Genomic DNA, 25,029 nt, shown 5'->3' on the forward strand with positions numbered 1-25,029 from the left:
TCGTCTGAGGAAAAGGAAGTGCGCCTGTGAGCTGATCCGGGGAACAGATATAAGTATCCGGATCCGGTAAGCACCCGTTATGTGCACGGCGTTTTACGCCAGAGTGAAGGGCATTGTCCCTTAAGTAGAGTGGAACCGCGGATAAATTCGTCTCTAAGAGAAGAGTTTGTTCGCGGTATTTTTTTCGAGGTGAGAACATGGGCATCATCAAAAATTTAAAAGAAGAAGTCCGTATTATCAAGGAACGTGATCCTGCGATCCATTCCTCCATGGAGGTTCTTTTGTATCCCAGTTTCAAGGTCATGATCCATTACAGACTGGCGCATAAGCTGTACCTGAGCGGACATTATTTCTGGGCGCGGTATATCTCCCAGAGGGGGGTGCGCAAGACCGGCATCGAGATCCATCCCGGTGCACAGATCGGCCGGGGATTTTTCATCGATCACGGGAACGGTGTCATCATTGGTGAGACGACTATTATCGGTGATAACGTGACTCTGTATCAGGGAGTGACGCTGGGAGGAACCGGTAAGGAGCACGGCAAACGTCACCCCACCATCGGCAACAACGTCATGATCAGTGCGGGAGCGAAAGTTCTGGGATCCTTCACCATCGGAGATAATTCGAAGATCGGTGCCGGAAGCGTAGTCTTAAGCGAAGTGCCGCCCGGATCTACGGTGGTAGGTGTGCCGGGACGCGTGGTGAAGCGCAACAACGCAAGTCTCCCCCAGGAGACCATGAACCAGACGGATCTCCCCGACCCGGTACGGGAAGACATCACAGTATTGCAGCGTGAGAATTCCGAACTGACCAACCGGGTACTGGAAATGGAAGATGAATTAAAGCAGCTGCGCAGGCTGGTGGTAATGAGCACCGCAGCGGGAGCACAGATGAAAAAAGAAGATCAGAATTAGAACAGAACCAGAATCAGAAAGGATAAATTATGAGCATTCAAATCTACAACACCTTAAGCAAGAGAAAAGAAGAATTCAAGCCCTTAGAGCCCGGCAAGGTAAAAATGTATGTCTGCGGACCTACCGTATACAACCTGATCCATATCGGAAATGCCCGCCCTATGATCGTATTCGATACCGTGCGCCGTTACATGGAATACAAGGGATATGAAGTGAACTATGTATCCAACTTCACGGATGTGGACGATAAGATCATCAAAAAAGCCAACGAAGAGGGCGTCGAGCCCAGCGTGATCTCTGAGCGTTACATTGCAGAGTGCAAAAAGGACATGGAGGGCATGAATATCAAGCCCGCTACCAAGAACCCTAAGGCTACCGAGGAGATCGGAGGCATGTTAGACATGATCCAGACGCTGATCGATAAGGGACATGCGTATCCGGCGGCAGATGGCACTGTATATTTCCGTACCAGAAGCTTCAAGGACTACGGCAAGCTGTCTCATAAGAATCTGGACGACTTACAGGGCGGTAACCGTTCTCTGTTAGTCTCCGGTGAGGACCAGAAGGAAGATCCCTTAGATTTCGTACTGTGGAAGCCGAAAAAAGAAGGCGAGCCTTACTGGGATTCCTGCTGGTGCCAGGGACGTCCCGGCTGGCATATCGAGTGCTCCGTCATGAGTAAGCGTTATCTCGGCGAAGAGATCGATATTCATGCCGGCGGAGAGGATCTGATCTTCCCTCATCATGAAAATGAGATCGCACAGTCCGAGGCAGCCAATGACAAGCCTTTTGCAAGATACTGGATGCACAATGCCTTCCTGAACATTGACAACCGCAAGATGTCCAAGTCTCTGGGCAACTTCTTTACTGTTCGTGAGATTTCCGAAAAATATGATCTGCAGGTACTTCGTTTCTTCATGCTGTCCGCTCATTACAGAAGCCCGCTGAATTTCAGTGCCGATCTGATGGAAGCTGCGAAGAACGGCTATGAGAGAATCGTCACCAGCGTGGACAATCTGAAGTTCTTACTGGACAAGGCAGCAGATACCGAAATGACCGGGGAAGAGAAGAACTTACTCACCGAGGCACAGGGCTTTGAGACCAAGTTCGACGAAGCTATGGATGATGATTTCAACACCGCAGATGCACTGGCAGCTATTTTTGAACTGGTAAAATTCGTGAATTCCAATGCCAAGGCTGAGAGCAGCAAGGCATTCCTGGAAGCATTAAAGCAGGAGATTGTGACCCTGTCCGATATCTGCGGACTGATCGTGGACAAAAAAGCAGAGATGTTAGACAGCGACATAGAGGCACTGATCGAGGAGCGTCAGGCAGCCAGAAAGGCGAAGAACTTCGCAAGAGCCGACGAGATCCGAGATGAACTGTTAGCTAAGGGCATTGTACTGGAAGATACCAGAGAGGGTGTAAAATGGAAGAGAGCATAACCCTTCTTACTAAGATCAAGCAGACCTTCGACTGTGAAGGGCAGGATGTCCGGGCATATTCTCCGCTGACATTAGCCTACATCGGAGACGGGATCTATGAACTGGTGATCCGAAGTATTGTGGTGGAACGTGCCAACCGCTCCGCCAATGACCTGCATAAAAAGACAACACGCTATGTAAAAGCACCGGCGCAGTCTGCCATGATCGAGGCACTGCTTCCGGAGCTGACAGAGGACGAGGAAGCGGTGTACCGCAGAGGACGCAATGCCAAATCCTACACCACCGCGAAAAACGCTTCTGTGGCAGACTATCGCAGAGCTACCGGATTTGAAGCACTGATGGGGTATCTGTACCTGACGGGACAGACAGACCGGATGCTTGAGCTGATCAAGGACGGTATCCGCCTGGCAGGTCTGGAGATCTGAGTGTAATGTAACGCATGTGACAGAAAAGTAATGCATAATGAGAAAGTAATACGTAATAAGAAAGGACAAGCATGGGATATCAGGAATTTACCATAGAGGGCAGAAATGCCGTGATCGAGGCGTATCGTTCGGGCAAACCCATTGACAAGCTGTTCATTTTGGATGGCTGTCAGGACGGTCCGATGATGACCATTAAAAGAGAAGCAAAAAAACATGACACGTTAGTAAAGTATGTGACCAAGGAGCGTCTGGATCAGTTATCTGAGACCGGAAAACATCAGGGCGTCATCGCTTATGCGGCGGCTTATGAGTACGCGGAGGTGGATGACATTCTGGAAGCAGCGAAGAAAAAGGGTGAACCGCCCTTTATTTTCCTGTTGGATAATATTGAAGATCCCCATAATCTGGGAGCTATCATCCGTACTGCCAATCTGGCAGGTGCCCATGGCGTCATCATTCCGAAGAATCGTGCAGCGGGACTGACCGCTACGGTAGCAAGAACCTCCGCCGGAGCACTGAATTATACGCCGGTGGCAAAGGTGACGAATCTGGCGAAGACCATCGAAGACCTGAAAAAGGAAGGTCTGTGGTTCGTGTGCGCGGATATGGGCGGTACTACCATGTACGATCTGGATCTGAAGGGCTCCATCGGTCTGGTCATCGGCAACGAGGGCGAGGGCGTAGGCCGTCTGGTGAAGGAAAAATGCGACATGGTGGCATCGATTCCCATGAAGGGGGATATCGATTCCCTCAATGCTTCCGTAGCAGCAGGCGTACTGGCTTACGAGATCGTACGTCAGAGACTGAAGGCATAACAGATCGCTGTATCCGGAAACAGGATATCAAAGGGGAAAGAATGACAGAGCGTTTCAAATATGAAGATATGACAGATGAGGAGCTCATCGACCAACTGCGGGAAGGCGACAGGCAGGTGATGGACTACATCTGTGATAAGTATAAAAATCTGGTGCGCAGCAAGGCAAAATCCATGTATATCCTGGGCGGAGACAGCGAGGATCTGATCCAGGAGGGGATGATCGGGCTGTTCAAGGCAGTGCGGGATTACGACTGTGGCAGAGACGCCAGCTTTTACACGTTTGCTGATCTGTGTATCAGCAGACAGATGTATACGGCGGTGCAGGCATCACAGCGGCTGAAGCACACACCGTTGAATACCTATGTCTCCCTGGACAGCCATGGAAGAACGGAAGAGGACAGGGATCCGGAGACACAGACGCTGGCGGAGCTTCTGACGGATAAGACCGGCAGGAATCCGGAGGAACTTTTCCTGGATAAGGAGAGAGTGGCCTATCTGGAGAAAAGGATCGCTACGGAGCTGAGTGAGCTGGAGCGTCAGGTGCTGGATCTCTATATTACGGGAATGAGCTACACACAGATTGCGAAGGTGCTCAGGAGGAGTGAAAAAGCAACAGAAAATGCGTTGACCCGTGCAAAGCAGAAAATCCGCAGCTTTTTAAGCAAAGAATCGAAATTTTAGATTTATTTAATGGATTTTCGCAATCCGTTAGTGGTAACATACTACTATACAGATGCTTACGTGGGAAAGGCGCGGAAATATATGGAAAAATTTAGTGTAAAAAAACCGTTTACAATTCTGGTGATGGTAGTTGCCATTATTATTCTGGGATTTGTAAGTTTATCGGGAATGACAACGGATCTTCTGCCTAAGATGAGTCTGCCGTATTTACTGGTGATCACGACTTATCCGGGAGCGAGTCCGGAGAAAGTGGAGTCCAGTGTGAGCGAACCTGTGGAAAGCGCATTGGGCTCCATTTCCGGTGTAAAGAATGTATACAGTATGTCCTATGAAAACTACGGGATCGTAGAACTGGAATTCGCAGACGGAACGGATATGGATTCCGCCATGGTAAAGGTATCGAGTGCCCTGGACAGTGTGAAATCTGCATTGCCGGAGGAATGCGGTTCTCCGAATATCATGGAGATCAGCATGGATATGATGGCTTCTGTATATCTGGCGGCATCCTATGAGGGTAAGGATATTCAGGAGACTTCGCGGTTTGTCGAGGACACGCTGATTCCCTATCTGGAACGGCAGGAGGGTGTGACCAGTATCTCTGACATCGGAATCGTAGAGAATTCAATCTCTGTGGATCTGAATCAGGACAAGATCGATGCATTGAACGAAAAAATCCTGGCGAAGACCAATGACGCCTTTGCGGATGCGGTGGATCAGCTGAATGATGCGAAGAAGCAGCTGCTGGAATCGGAGCAGAAGCTGGCAGACAGCACGCAGGAGCTGGTCGACGGACAGAAGGATATCGACGACGGCAGGACGAAGTTAGACGATGCGCAGAAGGAACTGGACGAGCAGAAGGAAAAATTGGAAGATGCCAAGGATTCCCTGGAGGATCAGAAGAAGGATACCGAGAATAAGCTGGCAACCGCCAGCCAGGCACTAGATCAGCTGAATGCACTGCAGACAGACCTGCTGACGTTACAGGCGCAGGAAGAATCACTGAAGGCAACGATCACTGCGATTGATGGAATGGCATCGACGAAGAATGACAGAGAGATCATGTCCAGTGGGCTGGGAAGCCTGATCAGCTTTTTACAGTCTCCTGCTGCCAGCGGACTGAAAAGTATGGACTATGCAACAGCTGCGGGAACGCTGGCCGGACTTGATATTGATATAAAGAGCCTGGGGATTGCGGATGAAGCAGCCTGGGATGCGCTGACCCAGGAACAGTGGGATGCTACCTTGAAAAAGACGGCGGACGGTTATCAGTCACAAAAGGATATGTTGGATGGCTACGACGACTATGTATCTTCCCTGAACAGCCTTCAGGTCGAGAAAGCCGGTGTACAGGCAGCGGTATCTGCAGCAGAAGCGGAACTGAAGAAGAGCGGTGTTTCCTATACGGATATTGAAAAAGCGAAAATCGAGGCGGCAGCAGGCTTTGGTGCAGCTTCTGCACAGATCTCTTCCGGACAGAGTGCGCTGAATTCCGCCCAGACAACCCTTGACAGCAATAAGGAGAGCCTGGATTCTGCCCAGGATCAGATCACAGAGGGCTGGGATTCCATTGCGGATGCGAAAAAACAGCTGGCAGACGGCTGGGATCAGTATTATACCTCTCTGGAAAATTTTGAGGTACAGAAGGCGGAGGCTCTTCGTAATGCCAATGCAGACCAGCTGGTGAATATGCAGACACTGTCACAGCTCATCTATGCACAGAATTTTGCCATGCCGGCAGGATATCTGGATGATGCGGAGGACAATTCCTGGCTGCTTAAGATCGGAAGCAATTATAAAAGTGTGGACGAATTGTCCAATATCGTACTTACCAATATCGAAGATATCGGAGATGTACGGCTGTGCGATGTGGCAGACATCACGGTGATCGATAACGCCGATGACAGCTATGCCAGACTGAATGGTCAGAGTGCAGTGGTACTGTCTGTGTTCAAGAGCTCCACAGCGGGAACGAATGAGGTGAGTAAAAACATCGCTGCTGCAATTTCAGAGCTGGAAGAGCAGTATCCCGGACTGTCGGTACTGACACTGATGGATCAGGGCGATTACATAACTATGATCATTAATGGCGTATTGCAGAGCATGATCGTAGGTGCGGCACTGGCGATCCTGATCCTGGCGCTGTTCTTAAAGGATGTTAAACCCACCATTGTTGTAGCTGTCAGCATTCCCTTGTCTGTTCTGACGGCATTGATATTAATGTATTTTACAGGTATTTCACTGAACATGATGTCGTTATCGGGTCTGGCACTCGGAATCGGTATGCTGGTGGATAACTCCATCGTCGTGATCGAGAATATCTATCGTCTGCGGTCTAAGGGAGTCGGCGCGGCGAGAGCAGCGGTACAGGGTACGAGACAGGTGGCAGGTGCGATTATTGCTTCCACTCTGACAACAGTCTGCGTATTCCTGCCGATGGTATTTACCGCAGGAACTGTCCGTGAACTGATGATGCCCATCAGTCTTACGATCATATTTACCCTGGCAGCATCGCTGCTGATCGCTATGACCGTAGTGCCGGCAGCAGGTTCGACCCTGCTTCGTAATTCCAAAGAGAAGAAGCATCCGTTCTTTGACAAGGTGCAGGACATCTATGGGAAAATGCTGGCCTTCTGTCTGAAAGTGAAGGTCGTGCCCCTTGTTATTGCCATCGGTCTGCTGGTATACAGTATCTGGGCGGTCATGCGGATGGGTATCGTCATGATCCCGGATATGACATCTAACCAGATTGAGATATCTGTGCAGATGCCGGAGGATACGGATAAGGAAGAATGCTACAAGAGGGCTGACCAGGTGCTGGATGCCATGACGACCATAGATGGCATCGGAGATGTAGGTGCCATGGCAGGTGGAGATACCACCTTGGTGGCTTCTTCTTCCGGTATGTCAGACAGCACCTACGATCAGTTTACATTTTTGGTGCTGACAGAAAATGAGAATGCCGGAAAAGAAGAAGTAAACAGAATCTGCAGGGAGATTGAAGAACGCACAGCGGATATTGACTGTGAACTGACGATATCAACGGGAATGTCTGAGATGAGCACGATGATGGGTTCAGGATTATCTGTTAAGGTATATGGCGATGATCTGGATACCCTGACGAAGATCACGCAGGACATCTGCGATCTGGCTGCTACGATCCCGGGCTATGAAAATATTTCCAACGGGCAGGAAGAGCCGGATCAGGTCATCCGTCTGGTGCTGGATAAAGATGCCGCCATGCGCAAAGGGCTGACGGTTGCCCAGATTTTTTCAGAGCTGAACGGAAAGATGACGGAGAGTACCGATGCCGCTACTGTGACCATAGACGGCGAGGATATGAAGATCGTCGTAAAGGATGGAAGAGAACCGCTGACCCGTGAGAATCTCCTGGACTATAATTTTGAGATTCAGACTACGGATGATAATGGCAATACTGTCACAGAGGATCATCCGCTGTCTGAGTTCGCCACACTAAAGCTGGAGGATGGTGTGCAGAGCATCAACCGTGAGAATCAGAGCCGCTACATGACGGTGACAGCCACTGTGGCGGAGGGAAGCAATGCCACCCTTCTGTCCAGAGAATTGCAGCCATTGATCGATGCGTATGAATTGCCGGACGGTTATACTATTGACACTGCCGGAGAATCCGATACAGTCAATCAGATGGTGATACAGATGAGTAAGGTATTGCTCTTAGGTCTTGCCCTGATCTACCTGGTCATGGTGGCACAGTTCCAGAGCCTGCTCAGTCCGTTTATTGTATTGTTCACGGTACCTCTTGCGTTCACGGGTGGTCTGATAGGATTGCTGCTTATGAACGAGCCGTTATCTGTTATGGGTATGATGGGCTTCGTGGTGCTGCTGGGTACGGTTGTCAACAACGGTATTGTGTTCGTGGATTATGCGAACCAGCTCCGTATGGGAGGACTGGAACGCAGAGAGGCACTGATCGCTACCGGTAAGACCAGAATGCGCCCGATCCTGATGACAGCACTTACCACGATCCTGGCAATGGTAAGCCTCCTGTTCGGAGATGACCTCTCCAGCCAGATGTCCAAGGGCATGGCGATCGTAGTGGCGGGAGGACTTGCTTACGCAACCCTGATGACACTGTTCATCATCCCTGTCATGTATGACATCCTCTTCAAGAGAAAGCCTCTGCAGGTGGATATCGGCAGTGAGAACCTGGATGACGTACCGGATGATGCGGCGGATTACCTGAAGCGGAAGGAGCAGAAGGAACTGGAGCAGCAGGAAGCGACACAGAAAGACGAGAAAAATCCTAAATAGTTATAAGTGTAGCAAAAAAAGCAAAAAAAGAAAAAATTTGTGTTGACAAATATAGATTGCTTTGTTACAATAAATCACGGTGATTGCGTTAGCAGTCACGTGATGCTGCTGTGGCTCAGTCGGTAGAGCGTCGCATTGGTAGTGCGGAGGTCACGGGTCCGATTCCCGTCAGCAGCTCTTTTGAAAAGTGTGGAAACCTTGAAAATACAAGGTTTCCACTTTTTTGTGTGCCTGAAAGTTTACAGACGATGGTAGACAACCAGAATAAACCAGATGTACACTTGCACGGGCCAACGATTCAGCTTACAATATAAAATAGTAAATTTATGTTCGGACACAAACCAACCCGGTCAGATGAGGAAAACGTATGGAGGAACTGCACAGAGTATGTAAAAATTTCACACGTCATGACAAGAAGACCCGTACGATCCTGCTGTGCGAGATGCTGGAGTACACGAATGTATTTTTGGAGGCGGCATTCCGGGCGGAGGGGTATTCCTTCGAGACTTTAAAGAACCCGGTGAAGGATCGCACTCTGGCACTTCGCTATATCAGTAGCGACTATTGCTATCCGACGGTATTGATCCTTGCACAGTTCCTGGAATATCTGGAAAGCGGGGAACGTGATCCGGAGGAGATCACCTTCATGGAGCCCCAGGCGGGCGGTGCCTGCAGGGCCGGAAATATCTACAATCTGCTCCAGAGAGTGCTGTACCGCATGGTAGAGCAGGGACAGCAGGAGTATGCCCAGATTCCCGTAATCTCCCTGAACCTCATGGGAGAAGAAAAACATACAGGCTTTCGCATTACTCCGTCACTGTTGTCCGGTGGGATAGCTGCCGGATGCTATGGCGATCTGATCATGTGCCTGTACCAGCAGGTGAAGCCCTACGAACAGAATCCGGGAGAGACGGACCGCATCCGCAGTCAGGTGGAAAAGAAACTGTGCGAGAGCATTCGGAGACACAGGAACGGACGGCACACCAGAGAGAAGAATTACCGGTATGCCTGCGAAGTATTTTCGAAGGTACCGGTGAAACCCGGGAAGAAAAAGAGAGTTGGCATCACCGGTGAGATCTATATGAAATATTCGAAACTGGGAAATGACGATATCGAAAGTTTTCTGCTCCGGCAGGGAATGGAGCCTTACAGTGGTGGTTTCGTCAACTACTGTCTGTATTTGGTGGATACAGAGCGGTATAAGGCAGAAAAGTACCAGCACAATCCCATCATGGCGAAAGCCTGTGCCTTTGTGCTCCACCGGTTGTGTGAGGCACAAAAACATCTGCTTACGGTGATCGGGGAGACAGACCGGTTCCAGACGGATCTGCCGTTCCCGGAACTGAAGGAGAAAGTGCAGGGGATTCTGGCGGAGGGCTGCAATACCGGAGACGGCTGGCTGATTGCCGCAGAGGTGATACAATATGTGGAAAAAGGCTGTGGCAGTGTGCTGATCCTGCATCCCTTCGGATGTCTGGTCAGCCATGTCTGCGAGCGGGGAATTTTGCAGCGGCTGCATGCCCGTTTTCCGGATGTCAGTATCCAGACCATAGAGTATGATTACGACCAGAGCAAGACCCTCAGGGAGAGCCGCATTCTTTTGGCAATTTCCTAGGTTGGCAGCAGGTGCAGAACGTGGTACAATAAAACAGAAACTATTGCAACGTGTATTTTCAGGAGGGGAACGTGAAGATAAAATGCGACTGGTGCGGCAGCTGGATCAACGATTTTGATCAGGTCTGCCCGAACTGTGGCGGTGTCAACAACAATTACAACCGCCATGCCAACGGTGTACCACAGACAATCGAGGAACTGAAAGCCTGGGCAAAGGAGATGAACCTTCCGCTGGAGGACATGCGGACCTTTATCGGAGAGGATTACAAGGGCGCGAAAGCCTTCGGTATTTACAAGGATGAGACCGATGGCACCTTCGTAGTCTATAAGAATAAAGAGGACGGTACCCGGGCAGTACGTTACAAGGGAACCGATGAAGCCTATGCGGTCAACGAACTTTACCAGAAGATGAAGGAAAGAGTGGTAGAAAGACTATTAGTTTACCAGAATATGATGGAACAACTACACATGGAGTATTAGTTTTAGATGATGGAACACAAATAGGATTTACATCAGGTAATGGAGACCCACGGTATACTAATTATCGTAATAATGGTCATGTGGAACAGAAGTCAGCATTATATATGAGAGAAAATAATATATCCAATGCAACAGTATATCACAATAATACAAATGGTACTTGTGGTTATTGTAACACTATGACAGCAACTTTCTTGCCAGAAGGAGCAACTTTAACTGTAGTTCCTCCTGAGAACGCCGTTGCAAATAATAGTAGGGCTATAGATTATGTTAAAACGTATACGGGAACAAGTAATGACCCGAAGATAAGTCCAAGATATAAAGGAAACTGAAAGGAGAATAAATATGTTAGTAGAACATTTTATGGGACAAAAGGAATGTGATAGTCTTGAAGAATTGAGAGAAGTTTTAAGCGAGAGGACAGAAAAAGGTGTTAATGAGTTTATTATATCAACGCATGAACAATTTCCGTATATGATAATGTCTGTGAAGGAAAAATATGCATGTTTAAGCTATTTTCGAGAAGAAGATGACCCAGGGTATTCTTCAGTTAATGCTAATCCTGTTTTGGATGCAGATGGTATTAGTATATTTTACACAAATACTGATAGTGAAGAAATAGAAGTTGCAAATTATTCAATTGTAAAAATTGAAGATGCAGTGTCTGCAGTTGAGGAATTTTTTGAAACACTACAATTACCAAAATGTATTGAATGGGAAGAATTATAGAAAGATAAATTTAATTATGTCTCCACATAAGGACGCCCACCACCTAAAAAATTAACCATGGTCTTTAAATTAATTGAAATGGCTCTCGCCAAAGGCGATTTATACAGAGACATTAGTTAAAGACCTTAGGGAAAAAATTGCCATCCGGTGCACATAAGGGTATCTAAAATCATATGTAACAATTTTGTAACATATTTTCCTTAACGAACCGAAAACTTCCATGTTACAATGGCACTCACCAGGGGGTATAAGGGGGATGAGATACCGCCATAATGCCTAGACGTAAACACAGAATCGAGAATGTTCTATTGGCGAAAAACGCCATGGAACATTCTCGATTTTTCTCTCAAATGGCAATCCCGATAAAATTGTCCCAAATCATAACAAATTCTTGAACAGCAGAGAAAGTTATGCCATACCACATTTCTCCCACCGGCTCTGCCGGTGGGTGTTTTTTGGCTTAAGCCGTCCTCTGGCGGCATAAAGCCTTTAACCTGCACACATTTCGACCCTAATATTTTTCTTATATTTTCTAAAAGTATCTTCTTTCACATTTCCCCAACAAGCCCTAAAAAGTCTATCATGGGTAACTCCTCGACTTCGCTCTTAAAATCGCACACAGGGGCAACACAGGCTCTCACAGGGGTAAGAGAAAGTTGTTTTGTCTGTCTAAAAATTGAATTTGTGCATATTTACGGTTTTTTCTCTGATTTTGGTCTATGGCATAAAGCCAATTCTGTCTTCACATCGCCAAAGTTTCCTCCGATTTTTCAAAAAGAAAAATTTTGACTTGCAACTGTTCTTTTTCAGAGTTAACATCACACACCACGAAGGAGATTTCTTCTGCTTCGTGTCCTGTGTTCTACAGGATGTATCCATCTCCATGAAAGTCAGCGGTGTTCCTTTGCGGAATATTTTGTGCCTGACCAGAAGTGGATAGGCTATACCACTCTTGCACACTTGGTTGCTGAAAAGATGCGTAATTCCGAGAAAGATGCTTAACAGTTGAGATTGCCACTATTTTGCCAAACATTGAGATTGGAGTTGATTTTATGGTTAAAGAAAATTTTATTTATGTGGGTATCGATTTACACAAAGAAACCCACACAGCAGTTATGATTGACTGCTACAATCAAAAGCTTGGAGAGATTACTTTTCCAAACAGACCAGCCGATTTTCCTAAGCTGGTAACAAAGGTTAAAAAATGTAATACTGATGCAAAAGAAGTAGTCTATGGTCTGGAGAATGCTTATGGTTACGGCAGACCTTTAGCGGTGTGGCTGATTGATAAGGGGTATTTTGTAAAGGATGTAAATACCGCTATCTCACATCGACAGGCAAAGCACCGGGGTGCCATGTATCGCAAAAGTGACAGTGATGATGCGGAAGCCATTGCACTTGCAACATTAAACATGCTTGATAAGCTTCCGGATGCTTGTCCTAATGATGCATACTGGTCACTTGGTCAGTTGGTGCATCGCAGGGATAACATCATGAAACAGCGAACCAGACTGGTTAATCAGTTGCACGAGCAGCTGTGTATTGCATATCCGTCTTACAAGTCATTTTTTAATGACATCAGTAGACCTACTGCACTGTACTTCTGGGAGCATTATCCATCCAGAAAGTATCTTAGGGGTAAGTCTGTGGAAGATTTACGTAAGGAACTTGTTCCCGTCAGCCACAATAGATGTTCGACCAAAAACTGTGAGAAAATCTTGGATGCAGTAGCCAGTGATAAGGTGAAAAACAATGCTTATCAAGATGCAAGGGATATGGTGACTCTTAGCATAGTCAGTGATTTACAGCACTATGACAGCCAACTGGCAGAGGTAGACAAGATGCTGGAACAGATGTATAAGATGCTTGGCTGCACGCTTACAACCATTCCCGGTGTAAATGTTATCACAGCAGTGAAGATTCTTGCTGAAATCGGTGATATCAAACGCTTTAGTAATGCCAATAAACTGGCACAGTTTGCCGGAATTGCACCGCTTCATTTATCATCCAGCGGAAAGGGGAAAGATTTAGCCACCAAGCAAGGTAACAGACGATTGCAGGCAACCATTTATTTCCTTGCGATTCAGATGGTGCAGATATCTTCTAAGGGTACACCGAGAAATCCTGTAGTACGAGCATACTATGAGAAACGTAAAGCAGAAGGAAAAACCAGCCAACAGGCACTGATTTGCATTTCCAGACGGTTAATCAGTGTTATTTATGGGATGTTAAAGAACGGTACGGAGTACCGTATGCCAGTAGTGGAAAATGCTGGCGAAAAGTAGTGAAATAATGGCAAATATGTAGTAGAATTTTAAGCAGATGTGATAGTCAGCTTTGGGAAGTGTACGCATTTTCCGGAAGAGTGGCATCGGCTTGGATTATTATAAGGGTAAAGAGTTTATGTCAAGAGTGGTAGTGCAGAAAGCACACCAGCAGCCGAAAGCTGCGGCACCTGCCAGCCGCCCAACCAAAGATTACACCGCCTATAATAAGAAAAGAGCCCGGAGCAAAAAGATAGAAAAAACGGTTCTGACAATTTTCTGCCTGATCATGGCAGCATTGTCTCTGGTGGCGATTTTTACAGGCGCCTATTCTATCTGGCAGATTGACAACAGACCGGATAACGGCTATTACACCTATGAGGATCAGAACTATTACTATTATCATGGGAACTGGTACGAATGGGAGAATGATTCCTGGCGCTATGCACCGGATGAATCCTGGATGGAAAGCGATTACGAGAGTTACTATGATTCCTACAGCTATGACAGCGATGCGGAATATGAGGATTTTGAGGATTCGTCCTATTACACTCCTTATGAGTACAGCGATGATAATAACGATAGCTGGGATGATGACAGCTGGGATTCCGGATGGGATTCCAATGACAGTTGGGACTCAGGATACGATGACTGGGGCTCTGACTGGTAAAATGTGATTTAGAATACATACAAAGGAAGTCTTCGACAGGCTTCCTTTGCTTTTTCTTTTTTATGGTTTTGAACAGGAGAGAATATGAGCAGTTTACCCGGCATTACGAGGCAGGATGAGGAAAAAAGATTACAGCATACGTTAGAGATCGCACAGCGCAAGGTGGATGCCAACAGGCAGAGTGTACAGGCTCTGGCGGAAGAACTGCATGCCATGCAGGAGGAATTCGACGAGAACGACAAGGAAGCCCAGACCCTGTGGCACAATGCGGATGCCCGCTTCAAGTTCGTGAATCAGGATCTGCGCCGGGCGGAACAGGCGAGGAAAAAGCCCTACTTTGGCAGAATCGATTTCCGGGACAAAAAACTGAAAAAAGACGAGGTCTACTATATCGGCAGAAGTGTCATTGCGGATAACCCGGCAGAACCGGAGGTCATCGACTGGAGAGCACCCATTGCCAGCGTATATTACGATGCCGCTCTGGGGGATGTCTCTTATTCCGTAAAGGGGGAGGGAAAATACGACATCACCCTGTCGCGGAAGCGCACTTATGAGATCGAAAATGATGAGCTGAAGGACTTCTACGATTCGGATGTGGTGGCCAACGATGAACTGCTGACAAAATATCTGGCGCGGAACAAAAAGGCGGTGCTGGGCGAGATCATTGCCACAATCCAGCAGGAGCAGAACGAAGTCATCCGCAAAAAGCCCCAGCACAACATGATCGTACAGGGAGCGGCGGGCTCCGGCAAGACCACAGTGGCCATGCACCGTATTTCCTACATCCTGTACAACTACGAGCAGGAGTTTGCACCGGAAGATTTTTATATTGTGGGAAGTAATCAGGTGCTCTTAAACTATATAACGGGAGTGCTACCGGAACTGAATGTTTACGGGGTCTCCCAGATGACCATGGAGCAGTTGTTCGTAAGGCTTTTGTACGAGGACTGGGACAAGTCCTGGCAGATCAAGCCGGTGGTAAAAGGTGTGACCCCGGCGGTGAAGGGAACTCTTGTCTGGTTTAAGGAGCTGGAGAATTTCTGCCTGCGTTACGAATACCGCGCGATACCCAGAGAGGACGTGGTGATCGAAAAGACTGGCAAAGTGCTGCTGGACCGGGCCACCATTGCACGCTTATTGAAAGAGACAAAGGATCTGTCCCGGGCGGACAAAATCAGCAGACTGACGGATTATCTGATGGCACGGCTGGAAAATGAGCTGAGCGGAAAATATTATTCCTATACCCAGTCGGAAAAGCAGAAGCTCAAGCATTATTATGAGACCTATTTCGGAAAAAGGGAATGGAAGGGCTCTGTGGCGGAACTCTACGAACAGTTCCTGAAGGAAGAGCAGGAGAAAGATTTCACGGTCGAGGTGCCGGAAGGTGGCTACGATGTCTATGATCTGGCGGCCATGGCCTACCTCTACAAGCGCCTCAAGGAGGACACGGTGATCCGGGAGGCGGGGCATGTGGTGATTGATGAAGCCCAGGATTTCGGCATGATGGCCTATGCGTCTTTAAAATATTGTCTGAGCAAATGTACCTATACGATCATGGGAGATGTGGCCCAGAATATTTCCGACCGCTACGGTCTCAACGACTGGACGGAACTGCGGAAATTGATGCTGCCTGGAGAGTTTGATTATTTCGGCATTTTGCAGAAAAGCTACCGTAACACGGTGGAAATCTCGGAGTTTGCCACGGACATTCTGTATCACGGAAGCTTTCCGGTCTATCCGGTGGAGCCCATCATACGTCATGGGGAACCGGTCACGGTGAAAAAATGTGTGGATTTTACAGAGCAGGTGACACAGGCGGAGCAGATCATCAAAGCATGGCAGAGCAAGGGGCTGGATACCATTGCCGTAGTCTGCATTGACGAAGCGGAGGCGGAAAAAGTAACAGCAGCCTTACAGGGCAGCGTGGACCTGAATACCGGAGGTGCGGGGAAATGGGAGATCGGCGAGGGCGTCATGGTGCTTCCGTTAAAATACACCAAAGGTCTGGAATTCGATGCAGTACTGATCTTCAACGCTTCGGAGGAAGATTACCCGGTGGAAGACGGGTATGTGAAGCAACTGTACGTGGCAGCTACCCGAGCTCTGCATGAACTGACGGTGCTGTACCGGGGGAAACTCACCGGACTGATCGCAGATCCGGTATCCCCAGAGCAGAAGCAGAGAATGCGCCTTGCCGCAGATGCCCAGAAGAAGCCGGTGAAAACGGTGGTAAAACAGGCAGAGCCGGAGAAGACAAAAGAAGAGATCTACAGACAGAGGGCACAGGAAGCGGAAAAGGAACGTGTGGCCAGAGAGCGTTACGGCCCAAAGAAGATCATCGTGACAAGAAACAGTCAGGGGACAACAGACGGCGTTACACCGAAGAAAGCAGGAAAGTCAGGGGGGCCTGAATCGAGGCGGACGGGACAGCCGTCACCTGCGAAAGTATACGGGGCAGAAAACGGCAATGCTGGCAGAGCAACCGGCAGACAGGAGCCGCGGATGGTAGAAAATAACGGCGAGTACGGCGATATGCCGGATGCCAAAACACTGATGTCCGCCGGACATTCCAGGATCGACTGCGCTGTGCGCATGGTCATGAAGGGCAAGGGCTATGTGGATCTTTTGAGTAGTTACGGAACCTTGCGGATCACACCCCTTGCGGTGGATCTGTTCCGGATTTGTTTTGCCAAAGGGCAGTGTCGTGAATTCCCGAAAGCGGCGGTGACGGCAGCAGGAGACCTCAGATGCACGGTGCGGGAGAATCCTTCCCTGGTGGAAATTACAGCGGGATATGCCCAGATCCGTGTGGATAAAAAGACGGGAGCATTGACATTTTTAAATACACAGGGTAAGATTCTGCTGACGGAACGAAGCAGAGAACCAAGGCAACTCGGAGAGAAAAAGAACTGGAGCTTTTTTGAATGGAAAAAGGACGAGGCTCTGATCGCCGGAGGGATTGGGGCACCGAAACCTTTGAAGATAGGTAATTCCGCTGCTTATTTTTCCTACGGAAGAGCGGATGACAGATATCCGGGGCTGGCTTCGTCTAAAGGATATGAGATGATCTTCCCTGCGGGAAGCAGGGTATTGTGCTGCAACATAGCCATGTACGGAACTTATATTTCCATGGAAGAGACAGATATCATCGATTACTATTTACGCGCAAAATGATGGGGATCATCGGTATGGGTAACAATCTGATGGTGCTCTGGATGTGAGGAGAATTATGAAGACAACAATAACCGCAGTGATATTTGATATGGACGGTGTCCTCTTTGATACCGAGAGGATGTATATGGAGTGCTGGAGAGAAGCGGCAGAGCCTACGGGGCTTAAAAATGTGGATGAGATCTCCAAAGCCTGTATCGGAAGGACACTGCAGGGCACGAAGGAAGTGTTCGAGGCAGCGAAAGCAGAGCAGGGCATCGATGTGTCTTTTGAAGAATTGCATGAGGATTGCAGCCGGAGATTTCAGGAAAAGGAAGAACGGGAAGGCCTTCCGGAAAAACCCGGCGTACATGAGATCCTGAAGTATTTAAAAAAGCAGGGTATTCCCGTAGCACTGGCTTCTTCCACGCGAAAAGCGGCAGTGATGGAGCATCTGGACAGAGCGGGTATCACATCTTATTTTCAGAAAATTATCTGCGGCGACATGGTGGAGCATGGCAAGCCTGCACCGGATATTTATCTGAAGGCCTGCGAGGAGCTTGGGGTTGCACCCGGACAGGCACTGGCGGTGGAGGATTCCTTCAACGGTATCCGATCCGCCTATGCGGCAGGCTTATATACGGTGATGGTGCCGGATCAGCTGCCGCCCACAGAAGAGATTCTTGCGATGGTAGATAAAAAGTGTGACAGCCTGACAGAGCTTCAGGCACAGCTGCCGGAGCTTCTGGCGGTATGTGGAGACTGAGGATCATTCTACTGCGGCATGGAACCACAGAACCTTACAGCAGTCACAGGAGGGATCCCGTCTGATCACATGATCCGTGTGAGCAGGTACCATAAAGGCGGTACCGGGCAGCAGAGGGATTTCTTCGTCACCGATGAGAGCATATCCTTTTCCGTCCAATACGAAGAAGCCTTCCTGATCGTCATGCTTTTGCGGCATGTGATATTCTGTGCTGCGATAGAGGGATACGCCCATACGACAACCTTTTACACACCCCTGATCTTCATCTAACAGAGTGTGCCCGGTGCGCTCGGGCATTTGCGCTATAATGGAATCTAAAGTAGTATAAGGAATCATTTGTGTGCCTTTCTATGGATGCAATGTAACTGTAATGTAACGGTTCAGTTACCATATTTTTATTAACAGTGTAGCAGACTGAGAGAGGAAAAACAATAGACTGCCTGTTCGGGCAGAGTAAAGGAATATAAAAATGGAAGAAAAAGAGACAATACAGCCCATTGAGATCACATGGGAAGAACTACAGTCCCGGGACCTTGAACGATACATTCTGGTGGATACCAGAGGGGATGAAGCAGTAAACTATGGAATGATTCCCGGAGCCATTGCAATCCCTGAATGTGAACTGGTGGACAAGCTGGCTGCGGCAGCAGGGGATAAAAAAGTGATCCTGTATTGCAGCCGTGGACAGAACAGTAAAGTGTCCGCAGAATATTTCCGGGAACAGGGAATGGACGTCTACAGCTTACAGGGCGGCTATACCGGGTGGCTTCTGAACCTGATGCAGAAGGAACAGTCCGGAGAAAAAGAAAACGAGCGGGCACGGGAGATTGAAAAAAGCATCCGCAAAAAATTCCATAAAGTCCTGTTTTCCCGATTTGCCAAAGCTATCAATGAGTACGACATGATCCAGGAGAACGACAAGATCGCCGTATGTATCTCCGGTGGTAAGGATTCCATGCTGATGGCAAAGCTGTTCCAGGAGCTGAAGCGTCACAACAAGTTCCCCTTTGAACTGGTATTTTTGGTGATGGATCCCGGTTACAGTGAGGCGAACCGCAAGATCATCGAGAACAATGCGAAGCTGATGGATATTCCCATCACGATTTTTGAATCCCAGATATTTGATGCGGTGTATGATATCGAGGATTCCCCCTGCTATCTGTGCGCCCGAATGCGCAGAGGCTATCTGTATAGCCATGCAAAGGAGCTGGGGTGCAATAAGATCGCCCTGGGACACCATTACGATGATGTTATCGAGACGATCCTCATGGGGATGCTGTACGGCGGACAGGTGCAGACCATGATGCCGAAGCTGCACAGCACGAATTTCGAGGGCATGGAGCTGATCCGCCCCATGTATCTGATCCGCGAGGACGACATCAAGCACTGGAGAGATTACAACGATCTGCATTTTATCCAGTGTGCATGCCGCTTTACCGATACCTGTACCACCTGCCGTACCGATGGCAGCAGTCCCTCCAAACGTATGGAGATCAAGAACTTGATCGCTTCCCTGAAGCAGACCAATCCCTTTATCGAAGGGAACATTTTCAAGAGCGTGGAGAATGTCAACCTACGCACGATCATCGCCTATAAAGAGGACGGTGTGAAACATCATTTTCTGGAGCATTATGACGAGTGGAAATAGGGCACCTGCACTTGACGGAAGGAGCTTTTTTATTCTATAATAGAACGTAAACCGTAAATTGTGGAAGGCTTTACGCGCCCTTACAACAGGAGAAGTTATGATCAAGAGTATGACGGGATTTGGCAGATGTGAGACTGCCGAGAATAACAGAAAGTTTACCGTAGAGATGAAGTCTGTGAATCATCGCTACCTTGATGTGAACATCAAAATGCCGAAGAAGCTGAATTTCTTCGAGTCTGCGATCCGCAGTGAACTGAAGAACTACATTTCCAGAGGTAAAGTGGATCTGTTCATTACTTATGAAGATTTTTCCGAGAACACGTCCAGCGTCCGTTATAACAAGGAACTGGCAGCGGAGTATCTGGGATACCTGAAGCGGATGGCCAGCGATTTTGATCTGGATTGTGATATCAGGGTGTCCACCCTGTCGAAGTATCCGGATGTCTTCGTGATGGAAGAGCAGGATATCGACGAGGAAGAGCTGTGGAAGGAACTGCAGAGAGCCTTAAAGGGTGCCTGCGAGATGTTCGTACAGACCCGGATCACCGAAGGGGAACATCTTAGGGATGATCTGATCGCGAAACTGGACGGCATGCTGAAGCTGGTAGATTTCATTACAGAGCGTTCTCCCCAGATCATCGCGGAGTACCGTCAGAGACTGGAAGAGCGGGTGAAGGAACTGCTTTGTGATACCACGGTGGACGAAGGAAGACTTCTCACGGAAGTGACGATCTTTGCGGATAAGGTGTGCGTGGATGAAGAACTGGTGAGACTGCGCAGCCACATTGAGACCACGAAGAATACACTGGTAGCCGGTGGCAGCATCGGAAGGAAATTAGACTTTCTGGCGCAGGAGATGAACCGCGAAGCCAATACGATTCTGTCTAAGTCTAATGACCTGGAGATCTCCAACTGTGCTATTGAGTTAAAGACCGAGATCGAAAAAGTCAGAGAGCAGATACAGAATATTGAATAAGAGTGATTATTCAGTCGACGAAATTGATCTGAGCTGCTTTGGCATGCTCGCATGCAGGAAGCAGTTTAGATCAATTTCCGGTGACTCGAATAGAGTCACCGACCACAATGAGCAAAACAAGCTGCGAAGCAGCGAGAAGCACGATGTATCGTGCGGTTTTGCGAATGGGGGAGACTGAATAGAGGAAAATGGGTGCAGGTGAGCAGATGAACCGACTGATCCATGTGGGATTTGGAAATATTGTGAATACAGATAAGATCATTGCTATAGTAAGTCCGGAATCCGCACCTATCAAACGCCTGGTGCAGAAGGCAAAAGAGACGGGACTGGCAATCGATGCCACACAGGGCCGCAGGACGAAATCTGTACTGGTCATGGAGAACAGCCAGATCGTGCTGTCTGCACTTTTACCCGAGACGATTGCGGGAAGAGCACAGGCGTTGTGGCCGGAAGATGAAAAAGAGGACAGTGAAGAAGATGCAGAATAAGGGAATATTGATGGTGATCTCCGGATTCTCCGGAGCCGGCAAAGGAACACTGGTGAAAAAGCTGTTATCGGAATATGACAATTATGCATTGTCTATCTCCATGACTACCAGAGGACCGCGTGAAGGAGAACAGGACGGAAGAGAATATTTCTTCCGCACCAGAGAACAATTTGAAGAAAATATTGCAAAAAACGGATTTATCGAGTATGCTCAGTATTGCGGCAATTATTACGGAACGCCGAAAGCATATGTGGAAGAGCAGATGCAGGCAGGTAAGGATGTGATCTTAGAGATCGAGATTCAGGGAGCCATGAAGATCAAGGAACAGTTCCCGGAGAGCCTGTTACTCTTTGTTACCCCTCCCAGTGCAGAAGAGCTGCAGAAGAGACTGGTGGGCAGAGGAACCGAGACAGCCGATGTGATCGCACAGAGACTGGCACGGGCTTATGAAGAATCAGAAGGCATGGATGCCTATGATTATATAGTAGTGAACGACGATCTGGATGAGTGTGCTGCAGCGGTACAGAAGTATGTGGAAGCAGCGAAAAATGTACCGTCCCGTCGTGTAGAATTTATCACAGAGATCAGAGAGGAACTGAAAGGTTTCGCGAAAGGAGCAAAATAAAATGTTACATCCCTCTTATACCGACTTAATGAAAGTAGTAAACAGCGAGGTAGAGCCCGGCGAAGCACCCGTAGTCAACAGCCGTTATTCTATCGTTATGGCAACTGCCAAGAGAGCAAGACAGATCATCGCAGGTGACGAGCCTCTGGTAACAGCCAAGGTGGATAAGCCCCTGTCTATCGCAGTAGAAGAGCTGAATCAGGGTAAGATCAAGATCCTTGGTGATGATGAGGAAGCATAAGACGCATGAAGATATTGTTTGTATCCCTGGGCTGTGACAAGAATCTTGTCGATTCCGAGAAGATGCTTGGCATGCTCCAGGAAAAGGGTTATGCCTTCACGGATGATGAAGCAGAGGCAGATGTTGTAGTGGTAAACACCTGCTGCTTTATCGGTGATGCCAAGGAAGAAAGTATCAATACATTATTACAGATGGGAGAACTGAAGGACAGCGGACAGGTCAAGGCACTGATCGCTGCCGGGTGTCTCGCCCAGCGCTACCGCGAGGAGATCCAGAAGGAGATCCCGCAGGTGGACGCCATTATCGGAACCACTGCTATTGATGAGATCGTAGCTGCCCTGGAGGAGATCCTGGCAGGACAGAAACAGAACCATTATGAAGACATTAATGCCGCCCCTGTGACAGAGACCAACCGTGTTGTCACTACAGGCGGACATTTTGCGTATCTGAAAATTGCAGAAGGCTGTGACAAACACTGTACCTACTGTATTATTCCGAAGGTCAGGGGCAATTACCGCAGCGTTCCCAAGGAGAGTCTGTTAAAAGAAGCCAGAGAACTTGCGGATAAAGGCGTACGGGAGCTGATCCTGGTAGCACAGGAGACCACGCTGTACGGTGTGGATCTGTATGGGAAAAAGGAGTTGCCCGGACTTTTACATGAGCTGGCGCAGATTCCCGGTATCTACTGGATCCGTATTTTATACTGTTATCCGGAGGAGATCACGGATGAACTGATCGATGCTATTGCAACAGAACCCAAGGTATGTAACTATCTGGATATTCCCATCCAGCATGCTTCCGACAATGTGTTGAAACGAATGGGTAGACGCACTGACCAGGCAGAGCTTCGTGCCATCATTGGGAAACTTCGGGAGAAAATCCCCGATATCTGCTTACGTACCACACTGATCAGCGGATTTCCCGGAGAGACCCAGGAGGATTTCGAGGAGCTGTATCGTTTTGTCAACGAGATGGAATTCGACCGTCTGGGTGTATTCCCGTATTCTCAGGAGGAAGATACTCCCGCTGCCACCATGGAGGACCAGGTGCCGCAGGAAGTCAAGGAATTCCGGAGAGATGAACTGATGGAATTACAGCAGGCAATTGCCTTTGACAAGGCGGAGGATATGGTAGGACACATCCTGACCGTAATGATCGAGGGCAAGGTTGCGGACGAAGAGACTTATGTTGCAAGAACCTACAGAGATGCCCCTAATGTGGACGGCTATCTGTTCGTAAATACTTCAGCGAATCTGATGACCGGAGATTTTGTCAAGGTTCTGGTCACCGGTTCCAATGAATATGATCTGATAGGAGAAATATATCATGAGTAAAATGAATCTGCCCAACAAGCTGACTATTTTTCGTGTGATCCTGATCGTACCGTTTATTATCCTGTTACTGGGAGGTCAGGCCGGATGGTTTGGCGAGAACACCTTTGTGACGGATATGATCGCACTGGCTATCTTCATCATTGCCAGCCTCACCGATCTGATCGACGGTAAGATTGCAAGAAAATATAACCTGATCACCGACTTTGGTAAGTTCATGGATCCCCTGGCGGATAAGCTGTTAGTATGTTCCGCCATGATCGCACTGATCGAGATGAACCGTATCCCTTCCTGGGTGGTCATCATCATCATCGCCAGAGAGTTTATCATCAGCGGCTTCCGTCTGATCGCTTCCGACAATGGCGTAGTCATTGCCGCAAGTTACTGGGGCAAGTTCAAGACCACCTTCCAGATGGTCATGATCTGCCTGATGATCGCCAACTTCCCGCAGCTGCAGATCCTTACCAATATCATTATGTGGATCGCATTGATCCTCACCGTGGTATCTTTGATCGATTACCTCGTGAAGAATAAAGATGTCATGAAGAACACGAAATAAGATTGTCGGCAAAAATAGAAACCGTGATTTGTGAGCAAGCTCCCAATCACGGTTCTTATTTTGCCTATGCGCGGCTATGCTTTCGTAAACTTTCAATCTACCTAATCATTTAAAGCCATCTGTTTTAATTTTGAGAACAGATTCTGTACCGGTTTCACGGACAGGATCAGTAATGTTACTGCCGCTTCAGCGAAGATATAGATCGCATTGTAGGCGAGGGAATAGGGCAGGGGATCCCAGCCTTCCCAGGCATACGCCCCGAAGAAGATCCATCCGGAGATCACGGCGAACACATATCTGCCCAACACAGCGGTGATATATCCCTTCAGCAGTCCGAATTTCGCATTGGAGAAGAGTCCGGACAATCCCAAAGCACCGAAAGCCAAAATGTAATCAACGATCAACTGCATGGGATACAATACATAGGGATCAATGAGAAGCTGTAACACACCGTAAGCTACTCCGGTGGCGATACCTGCACCCAGACCGAACCAGTAACCGGGCAGGCAGATCACCAGCATGGACAGAAGCGTAATGGAACCGCCGGTAGGAAAATGGAACAGCTTGATGTTTGACAGTATGGTTCCAAGAGCGATTGCCATGGCACAGAATGCCAACTGCTTTACGGTCAGCTTACTGTGAGCCATTTTCTGATCAACGTCGTCAGCCCCGGTCTTATTTCTCTGCTTACGGGCAAATACAACAGCCACGGCCAGCAGAGCGATCAGGACAACCACTAACAGGACATTGCCCAGAGCAGTGGGGACATAAGTAGTCTCGCCCCAGTCATTCACAACAACATTGTACAACATAAAAAATCCTCCTTCGTATGCGCGAGGAGGGACAACATCGTATCCATGCAAAAATTACAGTCTTGAACGGCACTCTTATAATGTACAGTTCTCATACACTGTTA

23 protein-coding genes, 1 tRNA gene and 1 other annotated feature (1 of these 25 only partly in view) are annotated in these 25,029 nt (G+C 48.3%); of the genes, 22 read left to right on the forward strand and 2 right to left on the reverse strand.

All coding sequences use genetic code 11. From position 1 onward, the window contains the following. Positions 1–158, forward strand: a binding site (T-box leader) (it extends 74 nt beyond the left edge of the window). 39 nt (positions 159–197) lie between these two features. The 15 genes from cysE (at position 198) to H9Q77_RS04865 (ending at position 18,245) form a co-directional block, all read left to right on the forward strand. Continuing rightward, complete coding sequence (cysE, locus tag H9Q77_RS04795) at positions 198–914, forward strand: serine O-acetyltransferase (RefSeq protein ID WP_118545590.1); 717 nt, start codon at positions 198–200, stop codon at positions 912–914. A 35-nt stretch (positions 915–949) separates the two neighbouring features. Beyond that, positions 950–2,359 (forward strand): cysteine--tRNA ligase, encoded by a 1,410-nt coding sequence (gene cysS, locus H9Q77_RS04800; protein WP_118545646.1) that lies wholly within the window; start codon positions 950–952, stop codon positions 2,357–2,359. Then, the gene (locus H9Q77_RS04805; protein WP_118545592.1) at positions 2,344–2,784 is read left to right on the forward strand and encodes a Mini-ribonuclease 3; all 441 of its coding nucleotides are present in this window, start codon (positions 2,344–2,346) and stop codon (positions 2,782–2,784) included. The genes cysS and H9Q77_RS04805 overlap by 16 nt, the downstream gene beginning before the upstream one ends. Positions 2,785–2,855: 71 nt before the next feature. Continuing rightward, positions 2,856–3,599 carry a 23S rRNA (guanosine(2251)-2'-O)-methyltransferase RlmB gene (gene rlmB, locus H9Q77_RS04810; protein ID WP_249326674.1) on the forward strand — a complete coding sequence of 248 codons (744 nt, stop codon included), beginning with the start codon at positions 2,856–2,858 and terminating at the stop codon, positions 3,597–3,599. Between the two features lie 41 nt (positions 3,600–3,640). Next, positions 3,641–4,282, forward strand: a complete 642-nt coding sequence (gene sigH / locus H9Q77_RS04815) for an RNA polymerase sporulation sigma factor SigH (RefSeq protein WP_148446179.1) — start codon at positions 3,641–3,643, stop codon at positions 4,280–4,282. A gap of 81 nt (positions 4,283–4,363) precedes the next feature. Beyond that, positions 4,364–8,572: an efflux RND transporter permease subunit gene (locus tag H9Q77_RS04820; protein ID WP_249326675.1), complete on the forward strand. Its 4,209-nt coding sequence runs from the start codon at positions 4,364–4,366 to the stop codon at positions 8,570–8,572. A 104-nt stretch (positions 8,573–8,676) separates the two neighbouring features. Then, positions 8,677–8,749: transfer RNA gene (locus H9Q77_RS04825), tRNA-Thr, on the forward strand. Positions 8,750–8,939: 190 nt separating this feature from the next. Continuing rightward, a complete protein-coding gene (locus H9Q77_RS04830) occupies positions 8,940–10,187 on the forward strand; it encodes a hypothetical protein (protein ID WP_249326676.1) in 1,248 nt (415 codons plus the stop codon). A 71-nt stretch (positions 10,188–10,258) separates the two neighbouring features. Then, on the forward strand, positions 10,259–10,666 hold the full coding sequence (locus tag H9Q77_RS04835) for a hypothetical protein (protein ID WP_249326677.1): 408 nt from the start codon (positions 10,259–10,261) through the stop codon (positions 10,664–10,666). Positions 10,667–10,746: 80 nt separating this feature from the next. After that, entirely contained in the window at positions 10,747–10,998 is a 252-nt protein-coding gene (locus tag H9Q77_RS04840; protein WP_249326678.1) for a DddA-like double-stranded DNA deaminase toxin, read from the forward strand. 13 nt (positions 10,999–11,011) lie between these two features. Further along, positions 11,012–11,395, forward strand: coding sequence for an Imm1 family immunity protein (locus H9Q77_RS04845; RefSeq protein ID WP_195441565.1), 384 nt, complete (start codon positions 11,012–11,014; stop codon positions 11,393–11,395). Positions 11,396–12,447: 1,052 nt separating this feature from the next. Next, entirely contained in the window at positions 12,448–13,680 is a 1,233-nt protein-coding gene (locus H9Q77_RS04850; protein ID WP_249326679.1) for an IS110 family RNA-guided transposase, read from the forward strand. A gap of 91 nt (positions 13,681–13,771) precedes the next feature. Continuing rightward, positions 13,772–14,329, forward strand: a complete 558-nt coding sequence (locus H9Q77_RS04855; RefSeq protein WP_249326680.1) for a hypothetical protein — start codon at positions 13,772–13,774, stop codon at positions 14,327–14,329. Positions 14,330–14,413: 84 nt separating this feature from the next. Continuing rightward, complete coding sequence (locus tag H9Q77_RS04860) at positions 14,414–17,503, forward strand: AAA family ATPase (RefSeq protein ID WP_249326681.1); 3,090 nt, start codon at positions 14,414–14,416, stop codon at positions 17,501–17,503. Positions 17,504–17,558: 55 nt separating this feature from the next. Then, positions 17,559–18,245 carry an HAD family hydrolase gene (locus H9Q77_RS04865; RefSeq protein WP_249326682.1) on the forward strand — a complete coding sequence of 229 codons (687 nt, stop codon included), beginning with the start codon at positions 17,559–17,561 and terminating at the stop codon, positions 18,243–18,245. A 3-nt stretch (positions 18,246–18,248) separates the two neighbouring features. On the opposite strand, the gene H9Q77_RS04870 is transcribed toward H9Q77_RS04865, so the two are convergent. Beyond that, on the reverse strand, positions 18,249–18,581 hold the full coding sequence (locus H9Q77_RS04870) for a cupin domain-containing protein (RefSeq protein ID WP_118550612.1): 333 nt from the start codon (positions 18,579–18,581) through the stop codon (positions 18,249–18,251). Between the two features lie 133 nt (positions 18,582–18,714). On the opposite strand from H9Q77_RS04870, the gene H9Q77_RS04875 reads away from it, so the two are divergent. The 7 genes from H9Q77_RS04875 to pgsA all read left to right on the forward strand — a co-directional run bounded on the left by H9Q77_RS04875 (position 18,715) and on the right by pgsA (position 24,113). Further along, the gene (locus tag H9Q77_RS04875) at positions 18,715–19,893 is read left to right on the forward strand and encodes an ATP-binding protein (RefSeq protein ID WP_249326683.1); all 1,179 of its coding nucleotides are present in this window, start codon (positions 18,715–18,717) and stop codon (positions 19,891–19,893) included. A gap of 97 nt (positions 19,894–19,990) precedes the next feature. After that, on the forward strand, positions 19,991–20,869 hold the full coding sequence (locus H9Q77_RS04880; RefSeq protein ID WP_249326684.1) for a YicC/YloC family endoribonuclease: 879 nt from the start codon (positions 19,991–19,993) through the stop codon (positions 20,867–20,869). Between the two features lie 206 nt (positions 20,870–21,075). Beyond that, positions 21,076–21,357, forward strand: coding sequence for a DUF370 domain-containing protein (locus tag H9Q77_RS04885; protein WP_118550609.1), 282 nt, complete (start codon positions 21,076–21,078; stop codon positions 21,355–21,357). Next, entirely contained in the window at positions 21,347–21,982 is a 636-nt protein-coding gene (gene gmk / locus H9Q77_RS04890) for a guanylate kinase (protein ID WP_118550608.1), read from the forward strand. The genes H9Q77_RS04885 and gmk overlap by 11 nt, the downstream gene beginning before the upstream one ends. Position 21,983: 1 nt before the next feature. Further along, positions 21,984–22,223, forward strand: a complete 240-nt coding sequence (rpoZ, locus tag H9Q77_RS04895; RefSeq protein ID WP_022153806.1) for a DNA-directed RNA polymerase subunit omega — start codon at positions 21,984–21,986, stop codon at positions 22,221–22,223. A 5-nt stretch (positions 22,224–22,228) separates the two neighbouring features. After that, on the forward strand, positions 22,229–23,557 hold the full coding sequence (gene rimO / locus H9Q77_RS04900) for a 30S ribosomal protein S12 methylthiotransferase RimO (protein WP_249326685.1): 1,329 nt from the start codon (positions 22,229–22,231) through the stop codon (positions 23,555–23,557). Between the two features lies 1 nt (position 23,558). Beyond that, positions 23,559–24,113: a CDP-diacylglycerol--glycerol-3-phosphate 3-phosphatidyltransferase gene (pgsA, locus tag H9Q77_RS04905; protein WP_118545650.1), complete on the forward strand. Its 555-nt coding sequence runs from the start codon at positions 23,559–23,561 to the stop codon at positions 24,111–24,113. 101 nt (positions 24,114–24,214) lie between these two features. Here the strand turns inward: pgsA and H9Q77_RS04910 are convergent, their stop codons facing one another. Continuing rightward, positions 24,215–24,925: an energy-coupled thiamine transporter ThiT gene (locus H9Q77_RS04910; RefSeq protein ID WP_249326686.1), complete on the reverse strand. Its 711-nt coding sequence runs from the start codon at positions 24,923–24,925 to the stop codon at positions 24,215–24,217. Between the last annotated feature and the right edge of the window lie 104 nt (positions 24,926–25,029).

The sequence above is a fragment of the Simiaoa sunii genome (genome assembly GCF_014337175.1).
In the GTDB taxonomy this organism is placed as follows: domain Bacteria; phylum Bacillota; class Clostridia; order Lachnospirales; family Lachnospiraceae; genus Acetatifactor; species Acetatifactor intestinalis.